The organism is Arthrobacter sp. GMC3 (assembly GCF_002929305.1).
Classification (GTDB): domain Bacteria; phylum Actinomycetota; class Actinomycetes; order Actinomycetales; family Micrococcaceae; genus Specibacter.
This window is the reverse complement of the sequence record NZ_PJIO01000005.1, coordinates 156,567-181,765: the sequence shown is the minus strand read 5'-3', so window position 1 is coordinate 181,765 and position 25,199 is coordinate 156,567. Positions and strand designations below refer to the sequence as shown.

Genomic DNA, 25,199 nt, shown 5'->3' with positions numbered 1-25,199 from the left:
AATCTTTCAAAGAAACACGGCTCCTTGAGCGTCGTAATTCACTCACGGGCCGCCAAAGTGTGCACGTTTTGCTAAACGAATTTGAGGTACGAAATGAACTTCCTTGAGACTCTTTGGTCCATCATTGTTTTCTTCTTGTTTTTGTCTTACCTGATCCTGCTTTTCCAGATTGTTGCCGATCTTTTCCGCGACGCCAAGCTCTCCGGCTGGATGAAGGTTCTGTGGATCATTGGCCTGGTTGTGGTGCCGTTCCTGACAGCCTTGGTGTACATCATCGCCCGCGGACCGGGCATGGCCGAGCGCAACATCGCCAAGCTCAATGAGGCACAGCGGGAAACCGAGGAGTACCTGCGCCGCGTGGCGCACACCCAGAGCCCCGCCGAGCAGATCGCTGCGGCCAAGGCCCTCCTTGACGCCGGAACCATCAACGAAGACGAGTACGCGCAGCTCAAGGCCAAGGCACTGGTCTAAGCAAACACTGAGGGATTGGGGATAGGCGCACCATGGCATATAAAGAAGCCGAACTAAAGCAGCAAAAGAAGTCAGTACTTGAGAAGTTCTTGACAGGCGTTGAGGTGGTGGGGGACAAGGTCCCGCACCCCGCCGTCATCTTCTTGATCCTGATCGGCGTCGTCATGGTGCTGTCGGTGATCTTCTCCTGGGCCGGTGCCAGCGCAACATTCCAAAGCGCCAACATCGTCACAGGAGAGATCGACGACGTCACCACCAAGGTGCGCAGTCTTCTGGACGCCGATGGTATCCGTTTCCTGTTCACCTCCATGGTCACCAACTTCACCAACTTTGGTGTAGTTGGTGTGATTCTGGTGGCCATGCTCGGTGTGGGTCTGGCCGAGGAAGCCGGCTTGATTTCGGCACTCATCCGCAAGCTGGTACTGGTCACGCACCCGAGCATGATCACCTTCGTGATCGTGCTCCTGGGTGTGCTCTCCAGCATCGCCACGGACGCCGGATACATGGTGCTCATCCCGCTCGGTGCGGCTATTTACCACTCCTTGGGCAGGCATCCGCTGGCGGGCCTTGCCGCAGCATTCTCCGGCGTTGCGGCAGGCTTCGGCGTGAACGTGCTCATTACACCGCTGGACGGCATGCTCACGGAGGTCACCAACGAGGCCATCCATATGATGGACCCCGCCAGGAACCTGGACGTGACGGCAAACCTGTTCTTCAGCATCGCCTCCACCATCCTGGTCACCATCGTCTGCACCGTTCTGACGGACAAGTTCGTCGAACCCCGTTTGGGTGTCTACGAGGGCCCGTCGGCAGGTCACGAAGACGGTGCCCTGGATTCGGCGGAGAAGAAGGGCCTGAAATGGGCCATGTTCACGGCTATCGGGATCGCCGCCGTCGTGCTGGTGCTATCGCTGCCCTCCTGGGGACCGCTGCGTAACCCGGACACGGGCTCGTTGATTGTTGCCGCCCCGTTGATGGACAGCATCATCTTCTTGGTCATGATCGTCTTCCTTGGCTGCGGTATCGCCTACGGTCTGGGCGCCGGCACCATCAAGAACAGCATGGACATCATCAACCCGATCGTGAAGACCTTCGCCAACCTTGCCGGGCTGATCTTCCTGCTGCTGGTCATCGCCCAGTTCATCGCCTACTTCGCTTACACGAATCTGGCCACCGTTGGCGCCGTCGGCATGGCCGACTGGCTGGAGACGTCGGGCTTTGGCCCGGTCCCGCTGCTGATCGGCTTCGTCATTGTGGCCTTGATCATCGACATCTTGATGCCGGGCGGGCTGCCCGCCTGGGCCATCCTGGCACCGATCTTTGTGCCACTGTTCATGCGCCTGGGCATTGAGCCGGAGGCCGTGCTGGCCGCCTACCGTGTGGGCGATTCACCCATGAACATCGTCACCCCGCTCATGCCGTACTTTGCCATGATTGTGGTCTTTGCCCAGAAGTACCGGCCCAAGTCCGGTGTGGGCACCATTGTGGCGATGATGTTGCCGTACACGGTGGTCCTGATTGTGGTGTGGACGGCGTTCCTGGTGCTGTGGTTTGTCACAGGCATCCCGTGGGGCCCCGCCAGCTGACGCTTTCTCTGCTTCCCTGCATTCCATGAAAGGTTGATTTTCCATGGCTCATTCTCCGAACAAATTGATTCCCGAATCCTACGATCCGGCCCCGTCGCTGCAGCGGGACCCAGCAGTGTCGGCACCGTCGGCGCTCACTGGCGCCGCAACCGCCGTCGGATACTTCGTGTCCACGGACGGTGACGTCCCGGCCGAGCTCGGCCTGGGTAGGGCTGCCTTGGCGGCCGCAGGCTTCACGGGCGCTGCCGGGCAATCCCTGGTATTGCCGCGTGAAGATGCGACGGCGGTCATCGCGGTGGGTGCCGGAAGCGGTGCCGCCCGCACGGCCGACGAGCTGCGTGACGCCGCCGCCGCGTTTGCCCGTGCCGCGGGCCGGCATGCCAAACTGGCGCTCGTGCTGCCTGCCGGCCACGGACTTCAGGGCGCCCATGCCGCGCAGCTTTCGGTGGAGGGTGCGCTGTTGGCACGCTACCGTTTCAATGCGCTGCAGACCGCCCCGAAGGACATCGCCGTGGACAGCCTGGAGGTGGTGGGCGCCGGGGAAGGTGCCGCTGCCGGGGCTGCACGGGGCAAGGTCCTGGTGCGGTCTGCGTCGCTTGCCAGGGATCTGGCAAACAATCCGCCCGGACATTTGACGGCCACCGAGTATGCCGACTTTGCCACGGAGCAGGGCCCGGAGTTCGGGCTCACCGTGGAAACTTACGACAAAGCTGCGCTGATCGAGCTCGGTTGCGGTGGTTTGCTGGGCGTGAATGCCGGCAGCCACGAAGAACCGCGCATGATCGTGCTGCGGTACAAGCCGTCATCGGAACCCACGGCTCACCTTGCCTTCGTGGGTAAAGGCATCATGTACGACTCCGGCGGAATCAGCCTCAAGCCCTCCGATCCCATGCACCTGGCCATGAAAATGGACATGGCTGGATCCGCGGCAGTACTGGCCGCCATGACGGGTCTGCGCGATCTTGGCGCCACCGCCGAAGTCAGTGCCTGGTTGATGTGCACCGACAACATGCCTTCCGGTACGGCCACCAAGCTCGGCGACGTCCTGACCGCACGCAACGGCACCACGGTGGAGGTCAAGAACACCGACGCCGAGGGCCGCCTGGTCATGATGGACGCCCTGTGCCTGGCCATGGAAGAAACGCCGGACGCCATCGTGGACATTGCCACCTTGACCGGTGCAGCCATGGCTGCCCTGGGCACCCTTGTCGGGGCCACCATCGGAAACGACCAGCCGTTGGTAGACCAGGTCACGGCAGCCGCCGCGGCTACGGGGGAGTCTGCCTGGCAGCTTCCGCTGGAGACTCGTTACCGTTCCCAGCTGAACTCGGACATTGCCGACATCTCCAACATGGGCGGGCCCACCGCCGGGGCCATCACGGCGGCGCTGTTCCTGTCCGAGTTCGTCAAGGGCACCCCCTGGGCGCACATCGACATCGCCGGCACCATGAAGAGCGACACCGACGATTCCTGGCGCCCCCGCGGTGCCACCGGATACGGCACCCGGCTACTCAGTGAACTGATTGTGAACTTCACCAAGGGTTCCCAAGCGTAGCTGCCCTAGACTGGCAAGATTCAAGGTGACGCGACGGCGGACTCGGGTGAGTCCGCCGTCGCACGTTTTTCATGAGGGAGAAAACTTTACGTGAGCATCCTTAATTGGTTCAGCGAGGCCGACAACCTGGCCTGGGTGCTGTTGAGCCTGCACGTGATTCTGGGCGCCGTGGCAGTCGCCTACATTTCGGCCCGCCGCCGGCCCGCGACAGCCATCGCCTGGATGCTGACCATCATCTTCATCCCCTACATCGGGATCATCGCCTTCTTCCTGGTGGGCTTCAACCGGCTGCCCAAGGCTCGCCGCGACAAGCAAAAACACGTCAATGAGCTGATCCTGGAGCGTACCGAGGGGCTGGGACAGCTTAGCCACCGGGACGACTGGCCCAAAGGTCTTGCCACGCTTGTCACCCTCAACAGCACCCTGGGTGCGTTGCCCATGGTGGGAGGCAACGGCGTCGAACTTCTCCCCGATTACCACGGCTCCATCGCCGCCATGGCCGCCGAAATTGATGGCGCCGAACACTATGTTCACGTGGAGTTTTACATCCTGGTGCAAGACGCGGCCACGCAACCCTTCTTTGACGCCCTGGAACGAGCCTGCCAGCGCGGGGTGCAGGTGCGGGTACTGAGCGACCACCTAGCATCGGTGATGAATCCCGGACGCAAGGAAACCCTGGCGGCACTGAAGGCCATGGGTGCCGAATACCACGCCATGCTGCCGTTGCGGCCGTGGCGTTGGCAATGGCAGCGAATCGACCTTCGTAACCACCGCAAATTGGTGGTCGTTGACGGCAAAGTGGGGTTCACGGGCTCGCAAAACCTTGTCCACGAGAGCTACAACAAGAAGAAGAACATTGCGCGCGGGTTGCGCTGGCACGAGCTGATGATGCGCGTCCACGGGCCAGTGGTCCGCGAGCTCGACGCCGTCTTTGTCACCGATTGGTTCAGCGAGAGCAACGTGTTGTTGGAACTGGACACTTCTCCGGTGGTTATGGATCCGGCCGCGCATTTGGTGGACATGCAGGTGGTGCCCAGCGGGCCGAGTTTTGAAAACGACAACAACCTCAAACTGTTTGTTTCCATGATTCACCAGGCCACCGAACGGGTCAGCATCACCAGCCCGTACTTTGTGCCCGAGGACTCGGTGCTGCTGGCCATCATTACCGCCGCCGGGCGCGGGCTTTCCGTGGAACTGTTCGTGTCAGAGATCGGCGACCAGGCCATGGTCTACCACGCCCAACGGTCCTACTACGAGGCGCTACTGCGGGCCGGGGTAAAGATCTACCTGTACAAGGCGCCGGAGGTGCTCCACTCCAAGCACTTCAGCATTGATTCCGACGTTGCCGTGATCGGCTCTTCCAACATGGACATCCGGTCCTTCTCGCTGAACATGGAGATCTCGGTGCTGGTCCACAGTGCCGCGTTCGTGCAGCAGATGCGGGCGGTGGAGGACGGCTACCGGGCTAATAGCAAGGAGCTGGAACTCGCTGACTGGATCAAGCGGCCGGCAGGGGAGAAGTTCTGGGATAGTGCAGCAAGGCTGACCTCCAACCTCCAGTAGCCCTCGACGCCGTATCACTTTTGGCGCGTTTTTCACCGACGCGGTATCACCTTTGGTGGCTTTTTTGGGAACGCCGTATCACCATGACTGGTGGTGCAACATGCCTCCGCCAAAGGTGATACGGCGTTGGCATAATTCGCGCCAAAGGTGATACGGCGTCTGTTAGGAGGTGGCGCGCTTGGCGGCTTTTTGTTCCTTGAGCATTGCCTTGGAAACGGACACGTCCCCGAGTAGGGGTTTCAGCCACGCCGACTCGGGGTGCGCGTCAACCAGGATGGCCCGTGCGAACAAGGACAACGGGACTGCCATGAGGGCGCCCAGCGGGCCCAGCAGCGCTGACCAGAAGATCACTGACAGGAACGTCAACGTCATGTTCAAGTTCACCGAACCAGCCACGAACTTGGGCTGGATAATGGACTGGATGAGTGAGTTGATCACTCCATAGAAGGCGACGACGGCGATGAACGCCGGCAGCCCGCCTGCCAGCAGCGCCATGATGGCGGCCGGGACCAGGCTTATCCAAAAGCCTATGAACGGGATGAAACCGCACACGAAGGCCAGCATGGCCCACAGCCCGGCCCCTGGCACACCCACCACCAGCAACAAGGTGAGGTTCAAGAGGGCCACAATCGCACCGAAAATGGTGGTCATGATCATGAAGGAACGCGAAAGTTTGGCGAAATTGCTCAGGGCCTCCACGACCGGTGCCCGCTTTTGTTTCACTACGGCCAAAATTGTGGGGTAGTACGCCCCGTCGATGCTCATGAACAAGACCAGCAGCAGCAAAAAGATCGTGCCTGATCCAACGTTCAGAGCGCTGCCCAGTAGACCGTACGCCGTATCCAACAAAACGCGCAGGTCCACGGATGCCAGAACCGAGCGAATCTGATCATCGCCAATGCCTAGGTCATCGTGGAGAAAAACTCGCAAATCGTCGCGCAACTGTGCAATTTGGGGCCCAAACTGGGGGATGAGCCTGGTGAATTGCACAGCCGAAACCCATAGGGCCGCAATAAGGGCACCGATCATGGCAAAGACGGTCAGGATAGTGACTAAGGTGGCCACGACGGCGGGAACGCCCCGGGCGAGCATTTTTTGCTTGAGGGGGTAGACGCAAATGGTCAGGATCAGTGCCAGAAATACCGGACCCACAATGGAGGAAATTCGGCTCAGGCCAAAAAGCACTATGACTGCGGCAGCGAGACTGATCAGAACTTTGGTGCCCGATGAATTTGTGCCTATCCCCGCGGCCACTACATTTTTTGTTTCACTCATGAATATCCCAATTCGACGCAGCCACCCCAATGCCACGCTGGCATTGGGAATATCTTATCCGGCGGCTTTCGCAACGGGCTGTTCAGGCGGCTTCCGCCGCAATAATTGTCTCTAATTCTTTACTCCAGGCGTCAAGTACCCAGGTGCGCCGCTCGGCGTCGTCGGTGAGAATGTTGGCCAGTCCCAGGCCGCGACCCAAATCCAAGGTGGCCGCCACAATTGCGCGCAGTCGGGGATTGTCCCGGTCAATGTTGAGCAAGGTGGAAGCCAGTCGAAACGCCTCACGAGCCACAGTTTGTTCCAACGGAATGATGTGCTGGCGCACCGCTGGTTCCACTGCTGCGGCGGTCCAGACTTGCAGGGCCGCCTTGAACAGAGGGCCGGTGTACATGCTCACTAGCGAATCTAGGACCTTACGCACTTCCACGGGGCCGTCCGCGCAAGCAGTCAGCGTGGCTCGAATGTCCTCGACCCGCGAGACCGTCATGTGTTCAATGGCGGCCGAAAACAGGTCATCCCGGGTGGGGAAATGATGCTGGGCGGCGCCGCGGGAAACCCCGGCATGCGCGGCAACCGTGGCCACTGTGGTGCTCATCCAACCCGCCTGGGCCAGAAGTGCTACGGCGCTTTCCAGGAGCCGTTCGCGTGTGGCGCGGCTGCGGTCCTGCTGGGGTGCAATGACTGTTTTGCTCACAAGAGGGACGGTAGCACGATTTAGAAACAAGCAAGCATGCTTGCTTTTTTATGGCGCGCATCACATACTTGCCTTAGGCGTACGGCAGGCCGGCAACGACGGCGGCACAATTGCGCAAACAACGGCAACAAAGGGAGCTTTTGCGATGGTGGAATTGGCGGATGTTCTGGCCGACTACGAGGCTGAGTCGGCGGTTCTCGATGGCATCCTAGCCGCACTTCCTGCCGAGGACTGGAGCCGGCCCACACCCGCCCCGGGGTGGAACATCGGCCACCAGCTCGGCCACTTGGCGTGGACTGACGAGGTCGCCAGTGACGCGGCCACCGCCGCGATTGGAGACCCCGCGGCATTTGCCACCTGGACCCGCGCGCTGCAAACGGGGTCCGTGAGTATTGATTCGGCCGCGGCCGAACTGGCCGCCCTGCCCCCGCAGGAGTTGTTGGAACGGTGGCGGGAGGGCCGACGCCGGCTGGCAGCATCCCTGGTGGCCGTGGCGCCGGGCGGCAAGCTGCCGTGGTTTGGGCCGCCCATGAGTGCCACGTCCATGGCCACCGCACGCATCATGGAAACCTGGGCGCACGGCCAGGACATTGTGGATGCCCTGGGAACCAGCCGCGAGCCAACGGACCGGCTGCGCCACATTGCACACTTGGCGGTGCGGACACGCGACTTTTCCTTCAAACTCAACAAGCTAACGCCGCCCGAAGCAGAGTTCCGGGTTGAACTAGAGGGGCCGTCGGGCGTGCTGTGGACGTGGGGGCCCACGGACGCCGTGGAGCGGGTCAGCGGGCCGGCGGAGGACTTTTGCCTGTTGGCCACCCGGCGCAGGCACCGGGACGAGCTGGCCGTGACGGCGCAGGGGCCCAATGCGGAGACGTGGCTGGACATTGTGCAGGCGTTCGCCGGCCCGCCCGGAGAGGGCCGAAAGCCGGGCACCAGCCGGCTTGGCTCCGGGCCCGCGGCATGAGCGTGCTGCGGGTTGCCAACGCCTCGGGGTTCTACGGTGACAGGGCGGACGCCTTCTTGGAGATGCTTCAGGGCGGACCCGTGGACGTCATCACGGGCGACTACCTGGCTGAACTGACCATGCTGATCCTGGCCCGGGACCGTGCCAAGGCCCCGGAAACCGGCTATGCCAAGACGTTCCTGGCACAAATGCGGCAATGTCTGGCGCTCGCCCAGGAGAAGGGCGTGAAGATTGTGGTCAATGCTGGCGGGCTGAACCCCACGGGCCTCGCTGCGAAGCTCCGCGAACTGGCCGCCAGCTTGAAAGTTGAGGCCAGGATCGCCCACGTTCACGGCGATGACCTTATTGACCGCGCGCCAGAGCTCGGCTTTGGTACCCCGCTTTCCGCCAATGCGTACCTGGGTGGCTGGGGCATTGCCGCAGCCTTGGGCGCGGGAGCCGACGTCGTCGTGACTGGCCGGGTGACTGACGCCTCGCTGGTGGTGGGGGCGGCCGCGCACCACTTCGGCTGGGCTGAAACCGACTACGACAAGATTGCCGGGGCCATGGCCGCCGGGCACGTCATTGAATGCGGCACCCAGGCCACCGGCGGAAACTACGCTTTTTTCGATACCATCAAGGACCTGCGTCGCCCCGGCTTCCCCATCGCGGAAATCGAAGCGGACGGCTCCAGCGTCATCACCAAGCACCCGGGCACCGGCGGCGCCGTCACACGCGGCACCGTCACCGCCCAGCTGGTCTATGAGATCGGCGGTGCCCGCTACGGAGGCCCGGATGCCGTCCTGAGAATGGATTCCATCACCGTTGCCGAGGAAGGACCTGACAGGGTGCGCCTTTCCGGTGTGCGCGGGGAGGCCCCGCCGGACACACTGAAGGTCTCCATCAACCAGCTGGGTGGCTACCGCAACGAGGTTGCCTTTGTCCTGACCGGCCTGGACATCGAGAAAAAGGCCGCGCTGATCCAAAGCCAAATCCACGACGCCGTCCCGGACGGCACCACCTGGACCCTGGCCCGCACCGACCACCCCAACGCCGCCACGGAAGAGGAAGCCAGCGCCATGCTGCACTGCGTGGCCCGTGGCAAGGATCCCCACGTGGTGGGCCGGGCCTTCTCCAACGCCGCCGTGCAGATCGGGCTGGCCAGCTACCCCGGATTCCACCTGATGGCCCCTCCCGGGGATGCCGCCCCCTACGGCATCTACACCCCCGGCTGGGTGGCTGCTACGGAGGTTCCGCACAGGGTGGCGCTGCCCGACGGAACCACCGTGGATGTTCCGCCCAACCGTGGAACCGTGCCAGCCGGCGTCGCACTGGCTCCGGTCCAGGAGCCGCAACTGCCTCCTTACGCAGCGAAGGGCCCGACGACGCGTGCCCCGCTCGGGCGGGTTGCGGCCGCCCGCAGCGGCGACAAGGGCGGCGACGCCAATGTGGGCGTCTGGGTGGAGCGCGACGACGCCTGGCCCTGGCTGGTCAACACCCTCACGGTGGAAAAGCTCAAGGAGCTGCTGCCGGAAACTCGCGCACTGGAAGTGGAACGGCATGTGCTGCCAAAGCTGCACGCGCTGAACTTTGTCATCCGCGGCCTGCTGGGCGAGGGAGTGGCATTCAACGCCCGCTTTGACCCACAGGCCAAGGCCCTGGGCGAATGGCTAAGAGCCCGCCACCTTGAGATACCGGAGGAATTCCTGTGACAGCATTGCGCACCACCATCGACCCGAACGGGGCGGACTTCAAGGCCAATTCGGCCGCTATGGAGGAGAAGCTGGCCGAGCTGGCCGGCGAATACGCCAAGGTCCTGGAATCCGGCGGTGAGAAGGCCGTGGAAAGGCACCGCAAGCGCGGCAAGCTGCTGGCACGGGAACGGGTGGAAATGCTCGTTGACCGGGACGCGCCGTTCCTGGAACTCTCCGCACTGGCCGCCTGGGGCACCAAGTTCCATGTGGGCGCCAGCGCCGTGACCGGCATTGGCGTGGTGGAGGGCGTGGAGTGCATGATCATCGCCCACGAGGCCACGGTCAAGGGCGGCACCTCAAACCCGTACACGACGAAAAAGATCTTCCGGGCACTGGACATCGCCCGGGAAAACAGGCTGCCCGTCATCAACCTGGTGGAGTCCGGCGGCGCCGACCTGCCCACGCAAAGCGAGATCTTCATCCCCGGCGGCAAGCTGTTCAGGGACCTGACAAGGCTCTCAGCCGCAGGGATCCCCACCATTGCGCTGGTGTTCGGCAATTCCACGGCCGGCGGTGCCTACGTCCCCGGCATGAGCGACCACATCGTCATGATCAAGGGACGCTCCAAGGTGTTTTTGGCCGGCCCGCCGCTGGTCAAGATGGCCACGGGGGAGGATTCCGACGACGAATCCCTGGGAGGGGCGGACATGCACGCCCGTGTCTCCGGGCTGGCCGACTACTATGCGCTGGATGAGATGGACGCACTGCGCTTTGGCCGGCGGATTGTGGCCCGGCTCAACTGGACCAAGACGGGTGCCGCCCCTGCCGCCTCGAAGGACCCATGTTTGAACGAGGAGGAACTGCTGGGCATCGTCCCGTCGGATCTGAAGATTCCCTTCGATCCCCGCGAGGTCATTGCCCGCGTGGTGGACGGCAGCGACTTTGACGAGTTCAAGGCCCTGTACGGCAGCAGCCTGGTCACCGGCTGGGCCCGCATCCACGGATACCCGGTGGGTATCCTGGCCAACGCCCGTGGCGTGCTGTTTTCCGCGGAGGCCCAAAAGGCTGCGCAGTTCATCCAGCTCGCCAACCAGTCAAACACCCCGTTGCTGTTCCTGCACAACACCACCGGCTACATGGTGGGCAGGGAATACGAACAGGGCGGCATCATCAAACACGGCTCCATGATGATCAACGCCGTCTCCAACTCCACCGTCCCCCACCTATCGGTCCTGATGGGGGCCTCGTTTGGGGCCGGGCACTACGGCATGTGTGGGCGCGCCTTCGACCCCCGGTTCCTGTTCTCCTGGCCCAGCGCCCGCTCCTCGGTCATGGGGGCCGCCCAGTTGGCGGGGGTCATGTCCATTGTGGGCAGGGCCGCTGCGGCCTCCACTGGCCGTGACTTCGACGAGGACGCCGACGCCTTGATGCGAGCGGCGGTGGAGGCGCAGATCGAGGCCGAATCATTGCCCACGTTCCTCTCCGGAAAGCTGTACGACGACGGCATCATCGACCCCCGCGATACCCGCACCGTTCTGGGCATGGCACTTTCGGCCATCGCCAGCACCGAAATCAAGGGCGCCGAGGGCTTCGGCGTCTTCCGGATGTGAGCCAAGGATGACACCCATGAACCAAACCATTGCCAGAGTCCTTGTGGCCAACCGTGGCGAAATTGCCCGCCGCGTCTTCCACTCCTGCCGGGAGCGCGGCATCGCCACCGTGGCTGTTTATTCCACGCCCGACGCCGACGCCCCCTTTGTGCGCGAGGCCGACACCGCGGTGCACCTGCCGGGGACGGCCGCCTCCGAGACCTACCTGCGCGGGGACCTCATCATTGCCGCCGCGCTGCGAGCAGGAGCGGATGCCGTCCATCCCGGCTACGGCTTCCTGTCCGAGAACGGCGCCTTTGCCCGGGCCGTCCAGGCAGCCGGGCTGGTGTGGATCGGCCCGTCGCCGGAGGCCATTGACGCCATGGGCTCCAAAATTGAGTCCAAGCTGCTGGTTGCGGCAGGTGGCGTGCCCGTCCTGACTGAACTGGACGCCGCCACCATCACGGAGGCGCAGCTGCCCGTGCTGATCAAGGCCTCGGCGGGCGGCGGCGGGCGAGGCATGCGCATTGTGAGGAACCTGGCGGATTTGCCCGCCGAACTGCAGGCAGCAAGCACCGAGGCTGCGAGTGCGTTCGGCGACGGCACAGTTTTTTGTGAGCCGTACCAGGAAACCGGCCACCACGTGGAAGTCCAGATCATGGCTGACGCCCACGGTACGGTGTGGGCCGTGGGGGAGCGCGAATGCTCCATCCAGCGCCGCCACCAAAAAGTGGTGGAGGAAGCGCCCTCGCCCTTGGTGGAGCGGACTCCCGGCATGCGCGAAAAGTTGTTCGAGGCGGCCGTGGCCGCGGCGAAGTCCGTTGACTATGTGGGTGCCGGAACGGTTGAATTCCTGGCTGACGAGCAGGGCCGCTTCTACTTCCTGGAGATGAACACGCGCCTGCAAGTGGAGCACCCTGTCACCGAATGCACCACGGGCCTGGACCTGGTGGCACTGCAGCTGGACGTTGCCGCCGGTGCGAAACTGCCGGATACGCAGCCATCAGCCCCTGCCATGCTGGCGGGCGGCTCGGCCATCGAGGTGCGCCTTTACGCAGAGGATCCGGCTGCCGGTTGGGCCCCGCAAACGGGCACGGTGCGGCTCTTTGACGTCGAGGGCCTGGCAGCCGATTTTGCCCTCCCGCTCCACGAGCGTGGCCTCCGCCTGGATTCTTCCGTGGCGGCCGGCTCCACCGTCTCCATCCACTACGACCCCATGCTGGCCAAATTGATCGCCTGGGCCCCCACCCGTGCAGAAGCCGCCCGTTCCCTGGCAAAGGCGTTGGCACGTGCCCGCATCCACGGCGTGCGCACCAACCGTGACCTGCTGGTCAACATCCTGCGCCACCCGGCATTCCTTGCAGGGGAGACGGATACCGCCTTCCTCACCATCCACGGGCTGGAAACCCTGGCCGCCCCGGTGGCCGGGCCGCAGGCGGAAAAAGCTGCGGCGCTCGCGGCAGTCCTGGCAGGTGCCGCGTTGCGTCGGGAACAGGCTGCCGTTCTGGGCGGGCTGCCCAGTGGCTGGCGGAACCTGCCCTCCATGTCCCACAGCACCATGCTGAGCGGCCCAGCCGGTGAGCACCTCATCCGGTATGTCCTGGGGCGGCACGGTCTTGAGGCTGAAGGCTTCGCCGACGCCGCCGTCGTGCATCTGCGCCCCGAGCGCGTGAGCCTTGAACTGGACGGGCTGGTGCGCAGCTGGCAGCTGGCCCACTACCCATCGGACACCGGAACAGTGATCGAGGTGGACGGCGACGACGGCTCTGTCACGTTCACCGAGGTGGAGCGCTTCCCCGATCCCAGTCTGGCTGTGGCGGAAGGCTCTCTCACGGCACCCATGCCGGGGGCCGTGGTGAGCGTGCATGTGCGTGCCGGGGACATGGTCACGGCGGGGCAGCCGCTGCTGGTGCTGGAGGCAATGAAGATGCTGCACACCATTGGGGCACCCGCCGACGGCACGGTCGCCGAGCTGCCTGTGACGGTGGGGCAGAACGTGGATGTGGGCATGGTGCTCGCCGTGGTTGACGCCGCCGAATAGGTGCACCGTTTGTCCAAATTTGAAGAATCACATCAACTCAAAGAGGAGAACCAGATGAACATTGTTGAAACCGACGAGCAGCAGGCCCTGCGGTCGGCCGTGCGCGACATCGTGGGCCGTTACGGGCTCGAATACGCCACCAAGCATGCCCGGACCGGGGAGTCCATGACCGAGCTGTGGCAGGAATTGGGCGAGTCCGGATTCCTGGGAGTTTCTGTGCCGGAGGAATACGGCGGTGGCGGGCAGGGCATCTACGAACTGGCCGCCGTGCTGGAGGAATCATCGGCCATGGGCGCCCCCATGATCATGATGGTGGTCTCACCCGCCATCTGCGGCACCATCATCACCAAGTACGGCACAGCTGAGCAGAAGCAGCGCTGGCTGCCCGGCTTCGCCGACGGGTCCACCGTCATGGCGTTCGGCATAACCGAGCCCGACGCCGGCTCCAACTCGCACAACATCTCCACCGTGGCCCGGCGCGACGGCGACGACTGGGTGCTCAATGGGCGCAAGGTCTTTGTCACAGGCGTCAACAACGCCGACTCAGTGCTGATCGTGGCGCGCACAGTTGATGAGCGCAGTGGACGCCTGCGCCCGGCCATGTTTGTGCTGCCGCGCGAAACCCCCGGCTTTGAATACCGGGAGGTGGAGATGGACATTGTGGAATCGGAGAAGCAGTACTTGCTGTTCCTCGACGATGTCCGCCTGCCCGCCGAAGCCCTGGTGGGCGGGGCCGATGCGCCGTTGGAGGCGTTGTTTGCGGGGCTCAACCCGGAGCGGATCATGGCGACGGCACTGGCTGTCGGCATCGGCCGCTATGCCATCAGCAAGGCTGTGGACTACGTCAAGGAACGCGAGGTGTGGGGTCAGCCCATCGGCGCCCACCAGGGCGTGGCCCACCCGCTGGCCAAGAGCCACATTGAGGTGGAACTGAGCAGGCTCATGATGCAGCGGGCCGCTTCCCTCTACGACGCCGGAGAGGACCTGGCCGCCGGTGAGGCCGCCAACATGGCCAAGTATTCAGCTGCGGAGGCCAGCATTGCCGCCCTCGACACCGCCATCCAGTCCATGGGCGGCAACGGGCTGAGCAAGGAGTACGGACTGGCCCAGATGCTGGGCTTTGCCCGGATCGGCCGCGTTGCCCCGGTCAGCCGGGAAATGGTCCTGAACTTCATTGCCCAGCACTCGCTCGGCCTGCCCAAGAGCTACTAGTGGAGGCCGCCGTGAGCACAGAACTGGTCCGCTACGCCGTGGACTCGGGGATCGCCACCATCACCTTGGACTCGCCCGGCAACCGCAACGCGCTGTCCAGGCGACTGGTGGGAGAGCTCGTCAACCGGTTGGAACGGGCTGCGCTCGCAGCCGCGTCCGGAAGCGTGCGCGGGATTCTCCTGACCCACACCGGCAGCGTGTTTTGCGCCGGTGCGGACCTCAAGGAAGCCGGGGCACGCGGCGTTGAAGAGGGTGCACAGGAGCTGGTCACCATCCTGCGCACCATCCTCACAGTGCCGGTTCCCGTCACTGCCGTGGTTCACGGCGTTGCACGGGCAGGCGGGCTGGGCATCCTCGGTGCGTGCGACATCGTCGTGGCCGCTACGGGCGCCACCTTTGCCTTCCCCGAGGTGCGGATCGGGTTGGGCCCGGCCATCATTTCGCTGACCACCTTGCCTCGCATGAGCAGCCGCGCAGTGTCCCGCTACTACCTGACGGGAGAATCCTTCGACGCCGCGGAGGCGGCAGCCTGCGGGCTTATCACGGTGGCGGCCGACGACGTCGAGGCGGCTCTGGCTCCCATCCTGGCCGGTATCCGCCTCGGCTCCCCACAGGGACTGGCCGTCAGCAAGAAAATGTCTGCCGCCCCCCTTCTGGCGCGACTCGAATCCGGCGCAGCTGGCATGGTGGAACTTTCTTCGACCTTGTTCACCACGGCCGAGGCAAAGGAGGGTATGGCCGCGTTCCTGGAACGCCGCACACCAAGCTGGCACCTCGACGCCTGAAGTCGCTCACCAACGCTCGATCACATCCGGGGCGCTTTTAGCACCGCAGTCCGTTTCAACCCTCCCTCATACATCACCGGCAATGAAGCCGGTGCCATAGAAAGGCTTGCTATGTCACTTCAAACCCTCACAGCTCCCATTCTTCTCAGGGACCGGCTCGACTATTGGGCGCACAAACGCCCCGATGCCGATGCCATCGTCTTTGGCGACGCCAGCTACACCTGGGCCCAATGGCGCCCGCGAATCTTGCAGCTCACCGATGCCCTGCGACTGGCAGGGATCAAACGCGGAGACCGGATCCTCACCTTCGACCAGAACCACCTGGCCATCACGGAACTGACCTTGGCAGCCTCCGCCCTGGGCGCAGGAACCGTGGTGGGAAATTTCCGCCTCGCACCGAGCCAGCTGTCCTACATCCTGGCGGATTCGGCACCGAAGATCGTGTTTTACGGTGCCGAATTGCACGGCATTCTTCAGGCCGCCAATGCGGAGACGCCGCTACCGCGCACCATTGTCATCGGCGGGGAGAATGACGAGTACGAGCCGTTTCTTGCAACGGGCAGCGCAGAAGCCGACGGTGCAGCGGAAGGCGGCGACGACGTCGTTCCCGAGGACACGGTCCTTGTCATGTACACCTCCGGAACCACCGGCAAGCCCAAAGGCGTGGAGCTGACCCACCGGGGCGTCAATGCCCACAGCGAGCTGGCCAACATAGGCTTTGGCCTGACGCCGGAGGACGTGAACATGGTGGCCATGCCCATGTTCCACGTAGGCGGATCCTGCTACCTTCTGATCGGGGTCCATGCGGGGGCGACCACCATTTTGCTGCGGGAACCCACAGGACCTGCCATGATTCAAAGCATCCTGCAGGGGGCGACGCATGCGTTCTTGGTACCGGCCGTCTTCCAGGCGGTATTGGCTGCGGGCCCCGAAGCCGCTGCGGTCTTTGGGCGGCTGAAAAGGCTCGGTTACGGATCCTCGCCCATGCCCTTGCCGTTGCTGGAAAAGTCGCTGCAGGCATGGCCAAACACTGAGCTTGCGCACGTGTTTGGCATGACGGAAATGTCCGGCATCGGCACCATGCTCCAAGGCTCGGATCACACGCATCCGCCACGGCCACAGGTGCTGCAATCGGTGGGCCGTGCACTGCCGGGATTCGAGGTAAGAATCACGGACCCGATGACCGGTGAGGTACTCCCGACAGGGGTGACCGGGGAGATTCAGGTCCGGGGTGAGCAAAACATGAAGGGCTATCTGAACCGTCCCGAGGACACCGCCGCGGTATTCACCCCCGACGGTTTCCTGCGCTCCGGAGACCTCGGCCACCTTGATGAAGACGGCTACATCTATGTGGTGGACCGGCTCAAGGACATGATCATCTCCGGCGGGGAGAACATCTACAGTCCCGAGGTCGAGAACGTGCTGATGGCGCATCCGGACGTCGTGGAAGGAATCATCATGGGCGTCCCGGACCCCAAGTGGGTGGAGACGGTCAAGGCTGTTGTGGTCAGGGAGCCCGGCAGTACAGTGAGCCAAGAGGAGATCATTGCCTTCTGCCGCGAGCACCTGGCCCACTACCAGTGCCCCACCTCGGTGGATTTCGTGGACGAATTGCCGCGCAATGCGACAGGAAAAGTACTCAAGCGCGAGCTGCGCGAACCGTATTGGAGGGGTCATGAGCGACGTATCTAAGAGCCTGGCTGGCAAGACCATCGTGATGTCGGGCGGTTCGCGCGGCATTGGCCTGGCCATTGCCGAGCGGGCGGCGCGGGACGGTGCCAACGTGGTGCTGATTGCCAAAACGGACATCCCGGATCCGCGGCTCGAGGGCACCGTCCATACGGCGGCCGCGGCCATTGAAGCCGCGGGCGGGAAGGTGCTGGCCGTGGTGGGAGACGTCCGTGACGATGACACCATCGCCTTGGCCGTATCCCAGGCCGTGGCAACGTTCGGCGGGATCGACATCGTGGTCAATAACGCGTCGGTGCTGTCCATGGACGGCACGCTATCGATCAGTCAAAAGCGCTACGACCTCATGCAGGATGTCAACGTCCGCGGCACGTTCATGCTCAGCAAGGCGGCGCTGCCGTACCTGTTGGACGCTGGGAACCCGCACATATTGACGCTGAGCCCGCCACTGAACATGAAGCAGAAGTGGCTGGCCATGAACCCCGCCTACACCCTGGCCAAGTACGGGATGACCTTGACGGCCTTGGGATTCGCTGCGGAATTTGCTTCCCAAGGCGTGGCATCCAACGCCTTGTGGCCGAGGACCACCATCGCCACGGCGGCCGTTGCCAACATCATTGGCGGCGATGAGATGATCCGGCGCTCGCGCACACCGGCCATCATGGCTGATGCCGCGCACGCTATCCTCACCACGAACAGCAGGGAGCTCACCGGTCAGACCATCATCGATGAACAACTCTTGCGGGAGCGGGGAATGAGCGAGTTTGGGCACTATGCCGTGGATCCCACGGCGGAATTGGCCACTGACTTCTACGTGGACAAATAACCGGATCCAGTGCGCAGCTCCTGCGGGTATTCAGCCTGGTAACCCGCAGGAGCTGCACCGTCAACGGGAACAACACCCCGGCGGCACTTAGTGCGGCAGATCCTTGGTGATGGCGGGGACCGCCTCCCTGGCAATGGCCAGCAGTGTGCTGGCCAGCAGTGCGTGGACCTGGGGGCGGGTGAGCGTTTTCCGCAGCAGCCACTCACGGGCGCCACTGCGGGCAAGCTGTGCGTAAACCCGAATCATGGCGCGAATTTGACCACGGTGCTCCAGCTGGTCCGAGAGCTGGCACGCCTCGATGAGAAGCTCCACCGAGGCATTCTCCGCGTCGATAAGGATCTTCTCCAAATCTGGGTCCCGGCCCATGCCACCAGACCCCAGACCCAGCCAGGTCCCGCCGGTGCGTTCAAGGGAATTCAGATACCAGCGGACGGCGGCGTCGATCCGATCCTCCAGCCTGCCTTCGGGCAGCCTCGCCACCGCCACCTCGGACACGGTTGAATTGACCCTGATCACCTCAAGGTACAGGGTGCGTTTGTTGCCGAAATAATGGTTGATCAGCCCCCTGGCCACACCCGCCGCAGCGGCGATGTCCGTTGCCGAGACGTCCTCGTAAGGGTGGTCCGTAAACAGTTTCTGGGCGCAGTCAAAGATCTGTTGACGGCGTTCGTCGGGGTTGAGTCTTTGCCGCCGTGGTTCCTGAAGCTCGACGCCGGGCACCTCCGACGGCGCCAGCGGCGGGTCCTGCGTCATAGGGCCGGATCCGCCGCGACCCAGGGGAGCCAGGCTGGGAGATCTGCGGGAACTGTCAGCGGGAAATTCGGGGGACGCTTTTCCAGGAATGACGCCACACCTTCAACAGTGTCGGCGTGGCCGGGGAGCCCGGCAATCAGCTTCGAGTCCAGGGCGTGGACGGGGATGGGGGACTCGAGTCCACTGAGCCGGTTGAGCATTTGCTTGATGACGGCGGTGGACACCTCGGAGGTGTTGGCGATGATGTCCCCGGCCAGGGCGTAGGCGGCCTCCAGCACGTCCTCGGGCTCGTGCACCGAGGTGACTAGTCCGGCGTCGAGCGCCTCACCGGCACCAAAAAGCCTGCCGGTCAGCATCCAATCGGCGGCCTTGGACGCGCCCACCAGGCGCGGCAGGTACCAGACAGAGGCGCCCTCGGGGAAGATGCCGCGGCGGCTGAAGGGGAAGGAAAAGCGGGAGTCGGTGGATGCCAAGCGGAAGTCGCAGGAAAGCGTGATGGTCATGCCGCCGCCCACGGAGACCCCTCGGAGGGCCGCGATGACGGGTTTGTTCATGCCAAAGATGGTTTTGGAGCAGCGCCCCGCCGGTTCCTGCCAATCGCTCGCGGAATTGGTCATGGACATATCGAAGCCGCCGCCGCTGAGGTCGGCACCCACGGAAAAGTCCTTGCCAACGCAGGTGAACACGACAACGCGGACGGCAGGGTCGGCGTCGGCGGCCACAAAGGCATGCTCAAGCTCGTGAGCCATGGTGAGCGTGTAGCCGTTGCGGGCTTCGGGGCGGTTGAGTGAAACAGTGGCGACGCGTTCGGCCACGCTGTAGGTGATAGCGGTGTACGGTGCGGAGATTTCAGCGGTCATGGTCATCGCTTTCATGAATGGAAAGTAAAGACTTGCGTCAGACTATTGACACGATGTCAATAGTCTTGCACTATTGGCGGTATGTCAATAAGTCAATTTTCCGCGAGCTGGATCGATGAAGATCTTCGCGATGTTGCGCACTTGCTGCAAGACTATTTCGTCAAGGAAGTTGCCCCTCGGGAAGAGAAGTTCAAGGCCCAGGGCCACCCCGACAGGGACCTGTACGAGCGCGCGGGGGACCTGGGACTGAGCGGCATGTCCATCCCGGAGCAGTACGGCGGCGGTGGCGGAACCTTTGCCAACCTGGCACTATTGCTGCACGAACAAGCCGCAGCAGACGCACCCAGCATGGGCTTTGCCGTTAGCGAGGGCATCGTGGCCCACTATCTACTCGCCTACGCCAGCGAGGAACAGAAGCTGCGCTGGCTGCCCAAACTGTGCAGCGGCGAATGGATCGGTGCCATCGCCATGACCGAACCCGGAACGGGCTCCGATTTGCAGTCCATCACCACCAGGGCCCGCCGCGACGGGGACCACTACCTGGTCAACGGATCCAAGATCTTCATCTCCAACGGCCAGCTGTGCGACTTGCTGATCATCGCAGTGAAAACCGACACCGCCCAGGGTGCCAAGGGCATCTCCTTGCTGGTGGCCGAAGTCAACGATGACACCCCCGGCTTCACCCGTGGTCGCAACCTGGAGAAGGTCGGGCTCAAGGGCCAGGACACCTCCGAACTGTTCTTTGAGGACTTGCGCATCCCTGCAGAAAACGTCCTCGGCGGCGTTGAAGGTCAGGGCTTCTACCAGCTGATGAAGCAGCTGCCCCAGGAGCGGCTCATCACCGCCATCATGGCCCAAGCCATGAGCGAGGCCGCCGTGACGGCTGCGTTGGAATACACCAAGGACCGGGAGGCGTTCGGCAAGCCGTTGTTTGAACTGCAAAACACCCGCTTTGAGCTGGCCGAATGTGCCACCATTGCACGCATCAACAGGGTATTCCTGGATGACTGCATCGTCAAGCACACCAACGGGGAACTGGATGCCGCCACCGCATCGATGGCCAAGTACTGGATTACCGACAGGACCGGGGAAATCATTGACCGCTGCCAGCAACTCTTTGGCGGCTACGGCTACTGCCTGGAATACCCCATTGCCGGAATGTATGCCGACAACAGGGTCCTGCGCGTCCTCGCCGGAGCCAATGAGGTCATGAAGGAACTCATCGCCCGCTCCCTCTAATCCCACACCGCCCCCAGTGCAAGCAGCGGGGGCGGTGTGGGGCACACACCACGTTTTGCCAACCGCCCACCCCACAGGGGCATCGGCGTCAATGGAAGGAAAGCTCACGTGAGCGAACAACCCGAAGCATTCATCTACGATGCCATCAGGACCCCGCGTGGCCGCGGTAAGAAGGGCGCCCTACACGGGACCAAGCCCATCGACCTGGTGGTGGGGCTGATCAACGCCCTCCGCGAACGCCACCCCGGCCTGGATGAAAACCTCATCGACGATCTGATCCTGGGCGTCGTCTCACCAGTGGGCGACCAAGGCGCCGTGATAGCCCGCACCGCGGCACTTGCCGCCGGGCTCCCGGTGACCGTGGGCGGCATGCAGGTCAACAGATTCTGCGCATCCGGGCTGGAAGCGGTCAACATCGCCGCCCAAAAGGTGCGCTCCGGCTGGGATCAGCTTGTCATCGCCGGCGGCGTGGAATCCATGTCCCGTGTCCCCATCGGCTCCGATGGCGGTGCCTGGGCCATGGACCCCGCCACCAACTACGACACCTACTTTGTCCCGCAAGGCGTGGGTGCGGACATGATCGCCACCATGGAAGGGTTCAGCCGCGAGGACGTGGACGCCTACGCCGTGCGCTCGCAGCAACTGGCTGCCCAGGCCTGGACCGAAGGCCGCTTTGCCAACTCCGTGATCCCCGTCAAGGACCAGAATGGTCTGGTGGTGCTAGATCGCGACGAGCACATGCGCCCCGAATCCACCATGGAATCCCAGGCGGGCCTGCGCCCGGCCTTCGCCACCATGGGCGAGGCCGGCGGCTTTGACGCCGTCGCACTTCAAAAGTTCCACGCAGTGGAGAAAATCGACCACGTGCACACCGCCGCGAACTCCTCCGGAATTGTCGACGGCGCCGCCCTGGTCCTGCTGGGCAGTGCCGAGATGGGGGAGCGCCTGGGCCTAAAACCACGGGCAAGGATCGTGGCCACGGCCACCTCCGGCGCCGATTCCACCATCATGCTCACCGGCCCCACACCCGCCACCGAAAAGTTGCTGCAAACTGTGGGCCTCACGGTGGACGACATTGACTTGTTCGAGCTCAACGAGGCGTTCGCCGCCGTCGTTCTCAAATACCAAAAGGACCTGAAAATCCCGGACGAGAAGCTCAATGTCAATGGTGGGGCCATCGCTATGGGCCACCCGCTGGGGGCCACTGGGGCCATGATCCTTGGCACCGTCCTGGACGAATTGGAACGCCGCGAAGCACGCAGGGCTGTCATCACGCTCTGCATTGGCGGCGGCATGGGCATCGCAACTTTGATCGAGAGGGTTTGAATATGAGCGAGACACGGAACATCATCGGCTGGCAGCAGGACGCCGACGGCATTGTCATCTTGACCATTGATGACCCCGAGCAGTCGGCCAACACCATGAACGCCGCCTATGGGCCGTCCATGAAGAAGGCTGTGGAGCGCCTGGTGGCGGAGAAGGACAGCATCACCGGCGTCATCCTGACCTCGGCCAAAAAGACGTTCTTTGCCGGCGGGGACCTGAAGGACCTTGTCACTGCCACCGCGGAGGACGCGCAAAGAGTGTTCGATCTGGGGTCGCTGATCAAGGGGCCGCTGCGCACGCTGGAAACCTTCGGACGCCCGGTGGTCGCGGCCATCAACGGCGCCGCACTGGGCGGCGGGCTGGAAATTGCCCTGGCCACCCATCACAGGATTGCCGCGGACACCCGCGGTTCGGTGATCGGCCTGCCGGAGGTAACCCTGGGCCTGCTGCCAGGTGGTGGCGGCATTGTCCGCACCGTACGGCTGATGGGGGTGGCCGACGCCGTCATGAAGGTCCTGCTGCAAGGCCAGCGGTACAAGCCGCGCGAGGCCAAGGAAATCGGCCTGGTCGATGAGGTCGTGGACACGGTGGAGGAGCTTATTCCTGCCGCCAAGGCGTGGATTATGGCCAACCCCGACGCCGTCCAGCCCTACGATGTACCCAAGTACAGGATCCCCGGCGGAACTCCCACCAGCCCGGGCTTCGCCGCCAATTTGCCCGCGTTCCCGGCCAATCTGCGCAAGCAGCTCAAGGGCGCCAACTACCCGGCGCCCCGCGCCATCCTGGCCGCCGCCGTTGAAAGCACCCAGGTGGACATAGATACGGCTCTGGAGATTGAGTCACGCTACTTTGTTGAGGTGGTGACAGGGCAGGTCTCCTCCAACATGACCCAGGCGTTCTTCTTCGACATGGCCCACATCAATTCCGGTGGCAGCCGTCCCGCAGGTTTCGAGAAGTTCACGGCCAAGAAGGTCGCCGTTCTCGGGGCCGGCATGATGGGCGCCGGCATCGCCTATGTTTGCGCCCGAGGTGGCATGGAGGTCATGCTCAAGGACGTCTCACTTGAGGCGGCCGAACGCGGCAAGAGCTACTCGAAAGCGCTAACCGAGAAGGCGGTGGCCCGGGGCAAGTCAACCCAGGAGGCCGCCGACGCCCTGCTGGCCAAGATCACCCCCACAGCCTCCGCTGCCGATTTGGCTGGGTGTGATCTCGTCATTGAGGCGGTCTTTGAAAACGTGGAGGTCAAGCAAAAGGCCTTCGCCGAGATCGAGGACGTGGTGGCTGCCGGTGCCGTGCTGGGCTCCAACACCTCCACACTGCCCATCACCACGCTTGCCGAGGGCGTGAAGAACCAGGAGAACTTCATCGGCCTGCACTTCTTCTCGCCGGTGGATAAGATGCCGTTGCTGGAAATCATTGCGGGTGAGAACACCTCCGATGAAACCCTGGCCCGCGCCTTCGACATCGCCCAGCAAATCCGCAAGACCCCCATCGTGGTCAACGACAGCCGCGGCTTCTTCACCTCCCGCGTAATTGGCACGTTCATGAACGAGGCCTGGGCCATGCTCGGGGAGGGAATCGCCGCCCCGAGCATTGAACAGGCCGGCGCGCAGGCAGGCTACCCGGCACCGCCGCTACAACTCTCCGACGAACTGAACCTGACCCTCATGTCCAAGATCCAGAAGGAAACCAAGGCGGGCCTGGAAGCCGACGGCGGCGTGCAAAAGTACCGCCACCACGCCGGCTACGACGTCATAGACACCATGCTGGACAGCTTTGACCGGAAGGGCAAACTCGGTGGCGCCGGCTTCTACAACTACGCCGACGGCCACCGCACCGGACTCTGGGAAGGCTTGAAGGAAACGTACGGCGGCACCACCGTCATCCCCTTTGAGGACATGAAGGAGCGCATGCTGTTCGCCGAGTCCCTGGAAACCGTGAAATGCCTGGATGAAGGCGTGCTGCGCAGTGTCCAGGACGCCAACATCGGCTCCATCCTGGGCATCGGCTTCCCCGCCTGGACCGGCGGCGTCATCCAGTACATGAACGGGTACGACGGCGGCCTGGCCGGTTTCGTGGCCAGGTCCCGTCAGCTGGCGGCCAAGTACGGCGAGCACTTTACCCCCCCGGCCTCCTTGGTGGCCAAGGCCGAAAAGGGCGAGAAGTACTGATGGCCGGTTCGCTGGCTGCGCCCCCGCTTTCGCCTGGAAACCCGTGGAAGGCGTTCACCGTTGAGCCGGCACCTAGCCCGGGAGTCGCCGTTGTGCGGCTGACGGGCCCGGGACGCGGCAACATGATGGGCCTTCACTTCTGGGCCGAGCTTCCGCACGTCTTTGCTGCCCTCGACGCCGATACGGATGTCCGGGCAGTGGTGCTTGCCGGTGAGGGGGCGCAGTTCAGCGTTGGCTTGGATGTGCAGGAGGTGCTCGGGGAATGGCTGGCAAAGCTGGGCCCCGGGAGCACCGCCCAGGCAGCCGCCCGCACCGAGTTGCTGGGACTGATCCGGGGACTCCAAGATGGCGTCACATCCGTGGCCCGCTGCCGCAAACCCGTCATTGCGGCCGTTTCCGGTTGGTGCATTGGCGGCGGCGTGGACCTCATCAGCGCCGCCGACGTGCGCCTGGCCTCCTCCGACGCCAAGTTCAGTGTCAGGGAGGCAAGGCTGGCAATTGTTGCCGACGTCGGCAGTTTGCAACGCCTGCGCGGCATCATTGGCGAGGGTCACCTGCGCGAGCTGGCACTGACCGGCAAGGACATCACCGCTGAGCGGGCGCAGAGAATCGGCCTCGTCAACGATGTCTACGCGAGCCAGGAGGAGTTGATGGCGGCCGCGCATGAGATGGCGGCACAGATGGCAGCGAATTCGCCGCTGGCCGTCGCCGGCACCAAGGCGGTGCTGAACGAGGACCGGGAAGAAGACGTTGCCCGCGGGCTGCGGCACGTGGCCCTCTGGAATGCGGCGTTCCTGCACAGCGAGGACCTGATCGAGGCCGTCACGGCACTGGGAGAGCGCCGGCAGGCCACATTCCACGGCAAATGAACACCCGCAAGCTAGTTTCGAAGTGTGAAAGTCAATGACGATTTTTTAGCCAAAG

Annotated in this window: 20 protein-coding genes; 16 read left to right on the top strand and 4 right to left on the bottom strand. The window is 63.6% G+C overall.

Annotated elements, in window-relative coordinates; all coding sequences use genetic code 11:
- Nucleotides 1-93 precede the first annotated feature (93 nt).
- The 4 genes from CXQ94_RS10665 (at nt 94) to cls (ending at nt 5,175) form a co-directional block, all read left to right on the top strand.
- A complete protein-coding gene (locus CXQ94_RS10665) occupies nt 94-471 on the top strand; it encodes an SHOCT domain-containing protein (RefSeq protein ID WP_104089723.1) in 378 nt (125 codons plus the stop codon).
- Between the two features lie 32 nt (nt 472-503).
- A complete protein-coding gene (locus CXQ94_RS10660) occupies nt 504-2,057 on the top strand; it encodes an AbgT family transporter (protein WP_104089720.1) in 1,554 nt (517 codons plus the stop codon).
- Between the two features lie 43 nt (nt 2,058-2,100).
- A complete protein-coding gene (locus tag CXQ94_RS10655) occupies nt 2,101-3,612 on the top strand; it encodes a leucyl aminopeptidase (RefSeq protein WP_104089716.1) in 1,512 nt (503 codons plus the stop codon).
- A 90-nt stretch (nt 3,613-3,702) separates the two neighbouring features.
- The gene (cls, locus tag CXQ94_RS10650; RefSeq protein ID WP_258066996.1) at nt 3,703-5,175 is read left to right on the top strand and encodes a cardiolipin synthase; all 1,473 of its coding nucleotides are present in this window, start codon (nt 3,703-3,705) and stop codon (nt 5,173-5,175) included.
- Between the two features lie 162 nt (nt 5,176-5,337).
- On the opposite strand, the gene CXQ94_RS10645 is transcribed toward cls, so the two are convergent.
- Together CXQ94_RS10645 and CXQ94_RS10640 are read right to left on the bottom strand one after the other, a co-directional pair.
- Nucleotides 5,338-6,450: an AI-2E family transporter gene (locus tag CXQ94_RS10645; protein ID WP_104089714.1), complete on the bottom strand. Its 1,113-nt coding sequence runs from the start codon at nt 6,448-6,450 to the stop codon at nt 5,338-5,340.
- Nucleotides 6,451-6,532: 82 nt separating this feature from the next.
- On the bottom strand, nt 6,533-7,144 hold the full coding sequence (locus CXQ94_RS10640) for a TetR/AcrR family transcriptional regulator (protein ID WP_104089712.1): 612 nt from the start codon (nt 7,142-7,144) through the stop codon (nt 6,533-6,535).
- Nucleotides 7,145-7,289: 145 nt separating this feature from the next.
- Here CXQ94_RS10640 and CXQ94_RS10635 point away from each other — a divergent pair, with 145 nt between their 5' ends.
- The 8 genes from CXQ94_RS10635 (at nt 7,290) to CXQ94_RS10600 (ending at nt 17,926) form a co-directional block, all read left to right on the top strand.
- Nucleotides 7,290-8,111 (top strand): TIGR03084 family metal-binding protein, encoded by an 822-nt coding sequence (locus CXQ94_RS10635; protein ID WP_104089710.1) that lies wholly within the window; start codon nt 7,290-7,292, stop codon nt 8,109-8,111.
- Nucleotides 8,108-9,802 (top strand): acyclic terpene utilization AtuA family protein, encoded by a 1,695-nt coding sequence (locus tag CXQ94_RS10630; protein WP_104089707.1) that lies wholly within the window; start codon nt 8,108-8,110, stop codon nt 9,800-9,802. The genes CXQ94_RS10635 and CXQ94_RS10630 overlap by 4 nt, the downstream gene beginning before the upstream one ends.
- Nucleotides 9,799-11,394: an acyl-CoA carboxylase subunit beta gene (locus CXQ94_RS10625; RefSeq protein ID WP_104089704.1), complete on the top strand. Its 1,596-nt coding sequence runs from the start codon at nt 9,799-9,801 to the stop codon at nt 11,392-11,394. The genes CXQ94_RS10630 and CXQ94_RS10625 overlap by 4 nt, the downstream gene beginning before the upstream one ends.
- A 16-nt stretch (nt 11,395-11,410) precedes the next feature.
- Nucleotides 11,411-13,414, top strand: coding sequence for a biotin carboxylase N-terminal domain-containing protein (locus CXQ94_RS10620; RefSeq protein ID WP_219817024.1), 2,004 nt, complete (start codon nt 11,411-11,413; stop codon nt 13,412-13,414).
- 54 nt (nt 13,415-13,468) lie between these two features.
- Nucleotides 13,469-14,626 carry an acyl-CoA dehydrogenase family protein gene (locus CXQ94_RS10615; RefSeq protein ID WP_104089698.1) on the top strand — a complete coding sequence of 386 codons (1,158 nt, stop codon included), beginning with the start codon at nt 13,469-13,471 and terminating at the stop codon, nt 14,624-14,626.
- A gap of 11 nt (nt 14,627-14,637) precedes the next feature.
- Nucleotides 14,638-15,411, top strand: a complete 774-nt coding sequence (locus CXQ94_RS10610) for an enoyl-CoA hydratase family protein (protein WP_219817023.1) — start codon at nt 14,638-14,640, stop codon at nt 15,409-15,411.
- A gap of 111 nt (nt 15,412-15,522) precedes the next feature.
- Nucleotides 15,523-17,103 (top strand): AMP-binding protein, encoded by a 1,581-nt coding sequence (locus CXQ94_RS10605; protein WP_104089694.1) that lies wholly within the window; start codon nt 15,523-15,525, stop codon nt 17,101-17,103.
- Nucleotides 17,087-17,926: an NAD(P)-dependent oxidoreductase gene (locus tag CXQ94_RS10600; protein ID WP_104089691.1), complete on the top strand. Its 840-nt coding sequence runs from the start codon at nt 17,087-17,089 to the stop codon at nt 17,924-17,926. Before CXQ94_RS10605 ends, CXQ94_RS10600 begins: the two co-directional genes overlap by 17 nt.
- Before the next feature lie 87 nt (nt 17,927-18,013).
- Here CXQ94_RS10600 and CXQ94_RS10595 read toward each other — a convergent pair whose 3' ends face one another.
- Nucleotides 18,014-18,679, bottom strand: a complete 666-nt coding sequence (locus CXQ94_RS10595; RefSeq protein WP_104089689.1) for a TetR/AcrR family transcriptional regulator — start codon at nt 18,677-18,679, stop codon at nt 18,014-18,016.
- Entirely contained in the window at nt 18,676-19,554 is an 879-nt protein-coding gene (locus tag CXQ94_RS10590) for an enoyl-CoA hydratase-related protein (RefSeq protein ID WP_258066994.1), read from the bottom strand. The genes CXQ94_RS10595 and CXQ94_RS10590 overlap by 4 nt, the downstream gene beginning before the upstream one ends.
- Before the next feature lie 66 nt (nt 19,555-19,620).
- Here CXQ94_RS10590 and CXQ94_RS10585 point away from each other — a divergent pair, with 66 nt between their 5' ends.
- From CXQ94_RS10585 to CXQ94_RS10570, 4 genes are all read left to right on the top strand, one after another.
- The gene (locus tag CXQ94_RS10585; protein ID WP_104089687.1) at nt 19,621-20,778 is read left to right on the top strand and encodes an acyl-CoA dehydrogenase family protein; all 1,158 of its coding nucleotides are present in this window, start codon (nt 19,621-19,623) and stop codon (nt 20,776-20,778) included.
- Between the two features lie 108 nt (nt 20,779-20,886).
- On the top strand, nt 20,887-22,104 hold the full coding sequence (locus tag CXQ94_RS10580; RefSeq protein WP_104089685.1) for an acetyl-CoA C-acetyltransferase: 1,218 nt from the start codon (nt 20,887-20,889) through the stop codon (nt 22,102-22,104).
- A gap of 2 nt (nt 22,105-22,106) precedes the next feature.
- Nucleotides 22,107-24,275, top strand: a complete 2,169-nt coding sequence (locus CXQ94_RS10575) for a 3-hydroxyacyl-CoA dehydrogenase NAD-binding domain-containing protein (protein ID WP_104089683.1) — start codon at nt 22,107-22,109, stop codon at nt 24,273-24,275.
- Nucleotides 24,275-25,144 (top strand): crotonase/enoyl-CoA hydratase family protein, encoded by an 870-nt coding sequence (locus CXQ94_RS10570; protein WP_104089681.1) that lies wholly within the window; start codon nt 24,275-24,277, stop codon nt 25,142-25,144. The genes CXQ94_RS10575 and CXQ94_RS10570 overlap by 1 nt, the downstream gene beginning before the upstream one ends.
- Nucleotides 25,145-25,199 lie beyond the last annotated feature (55 nt).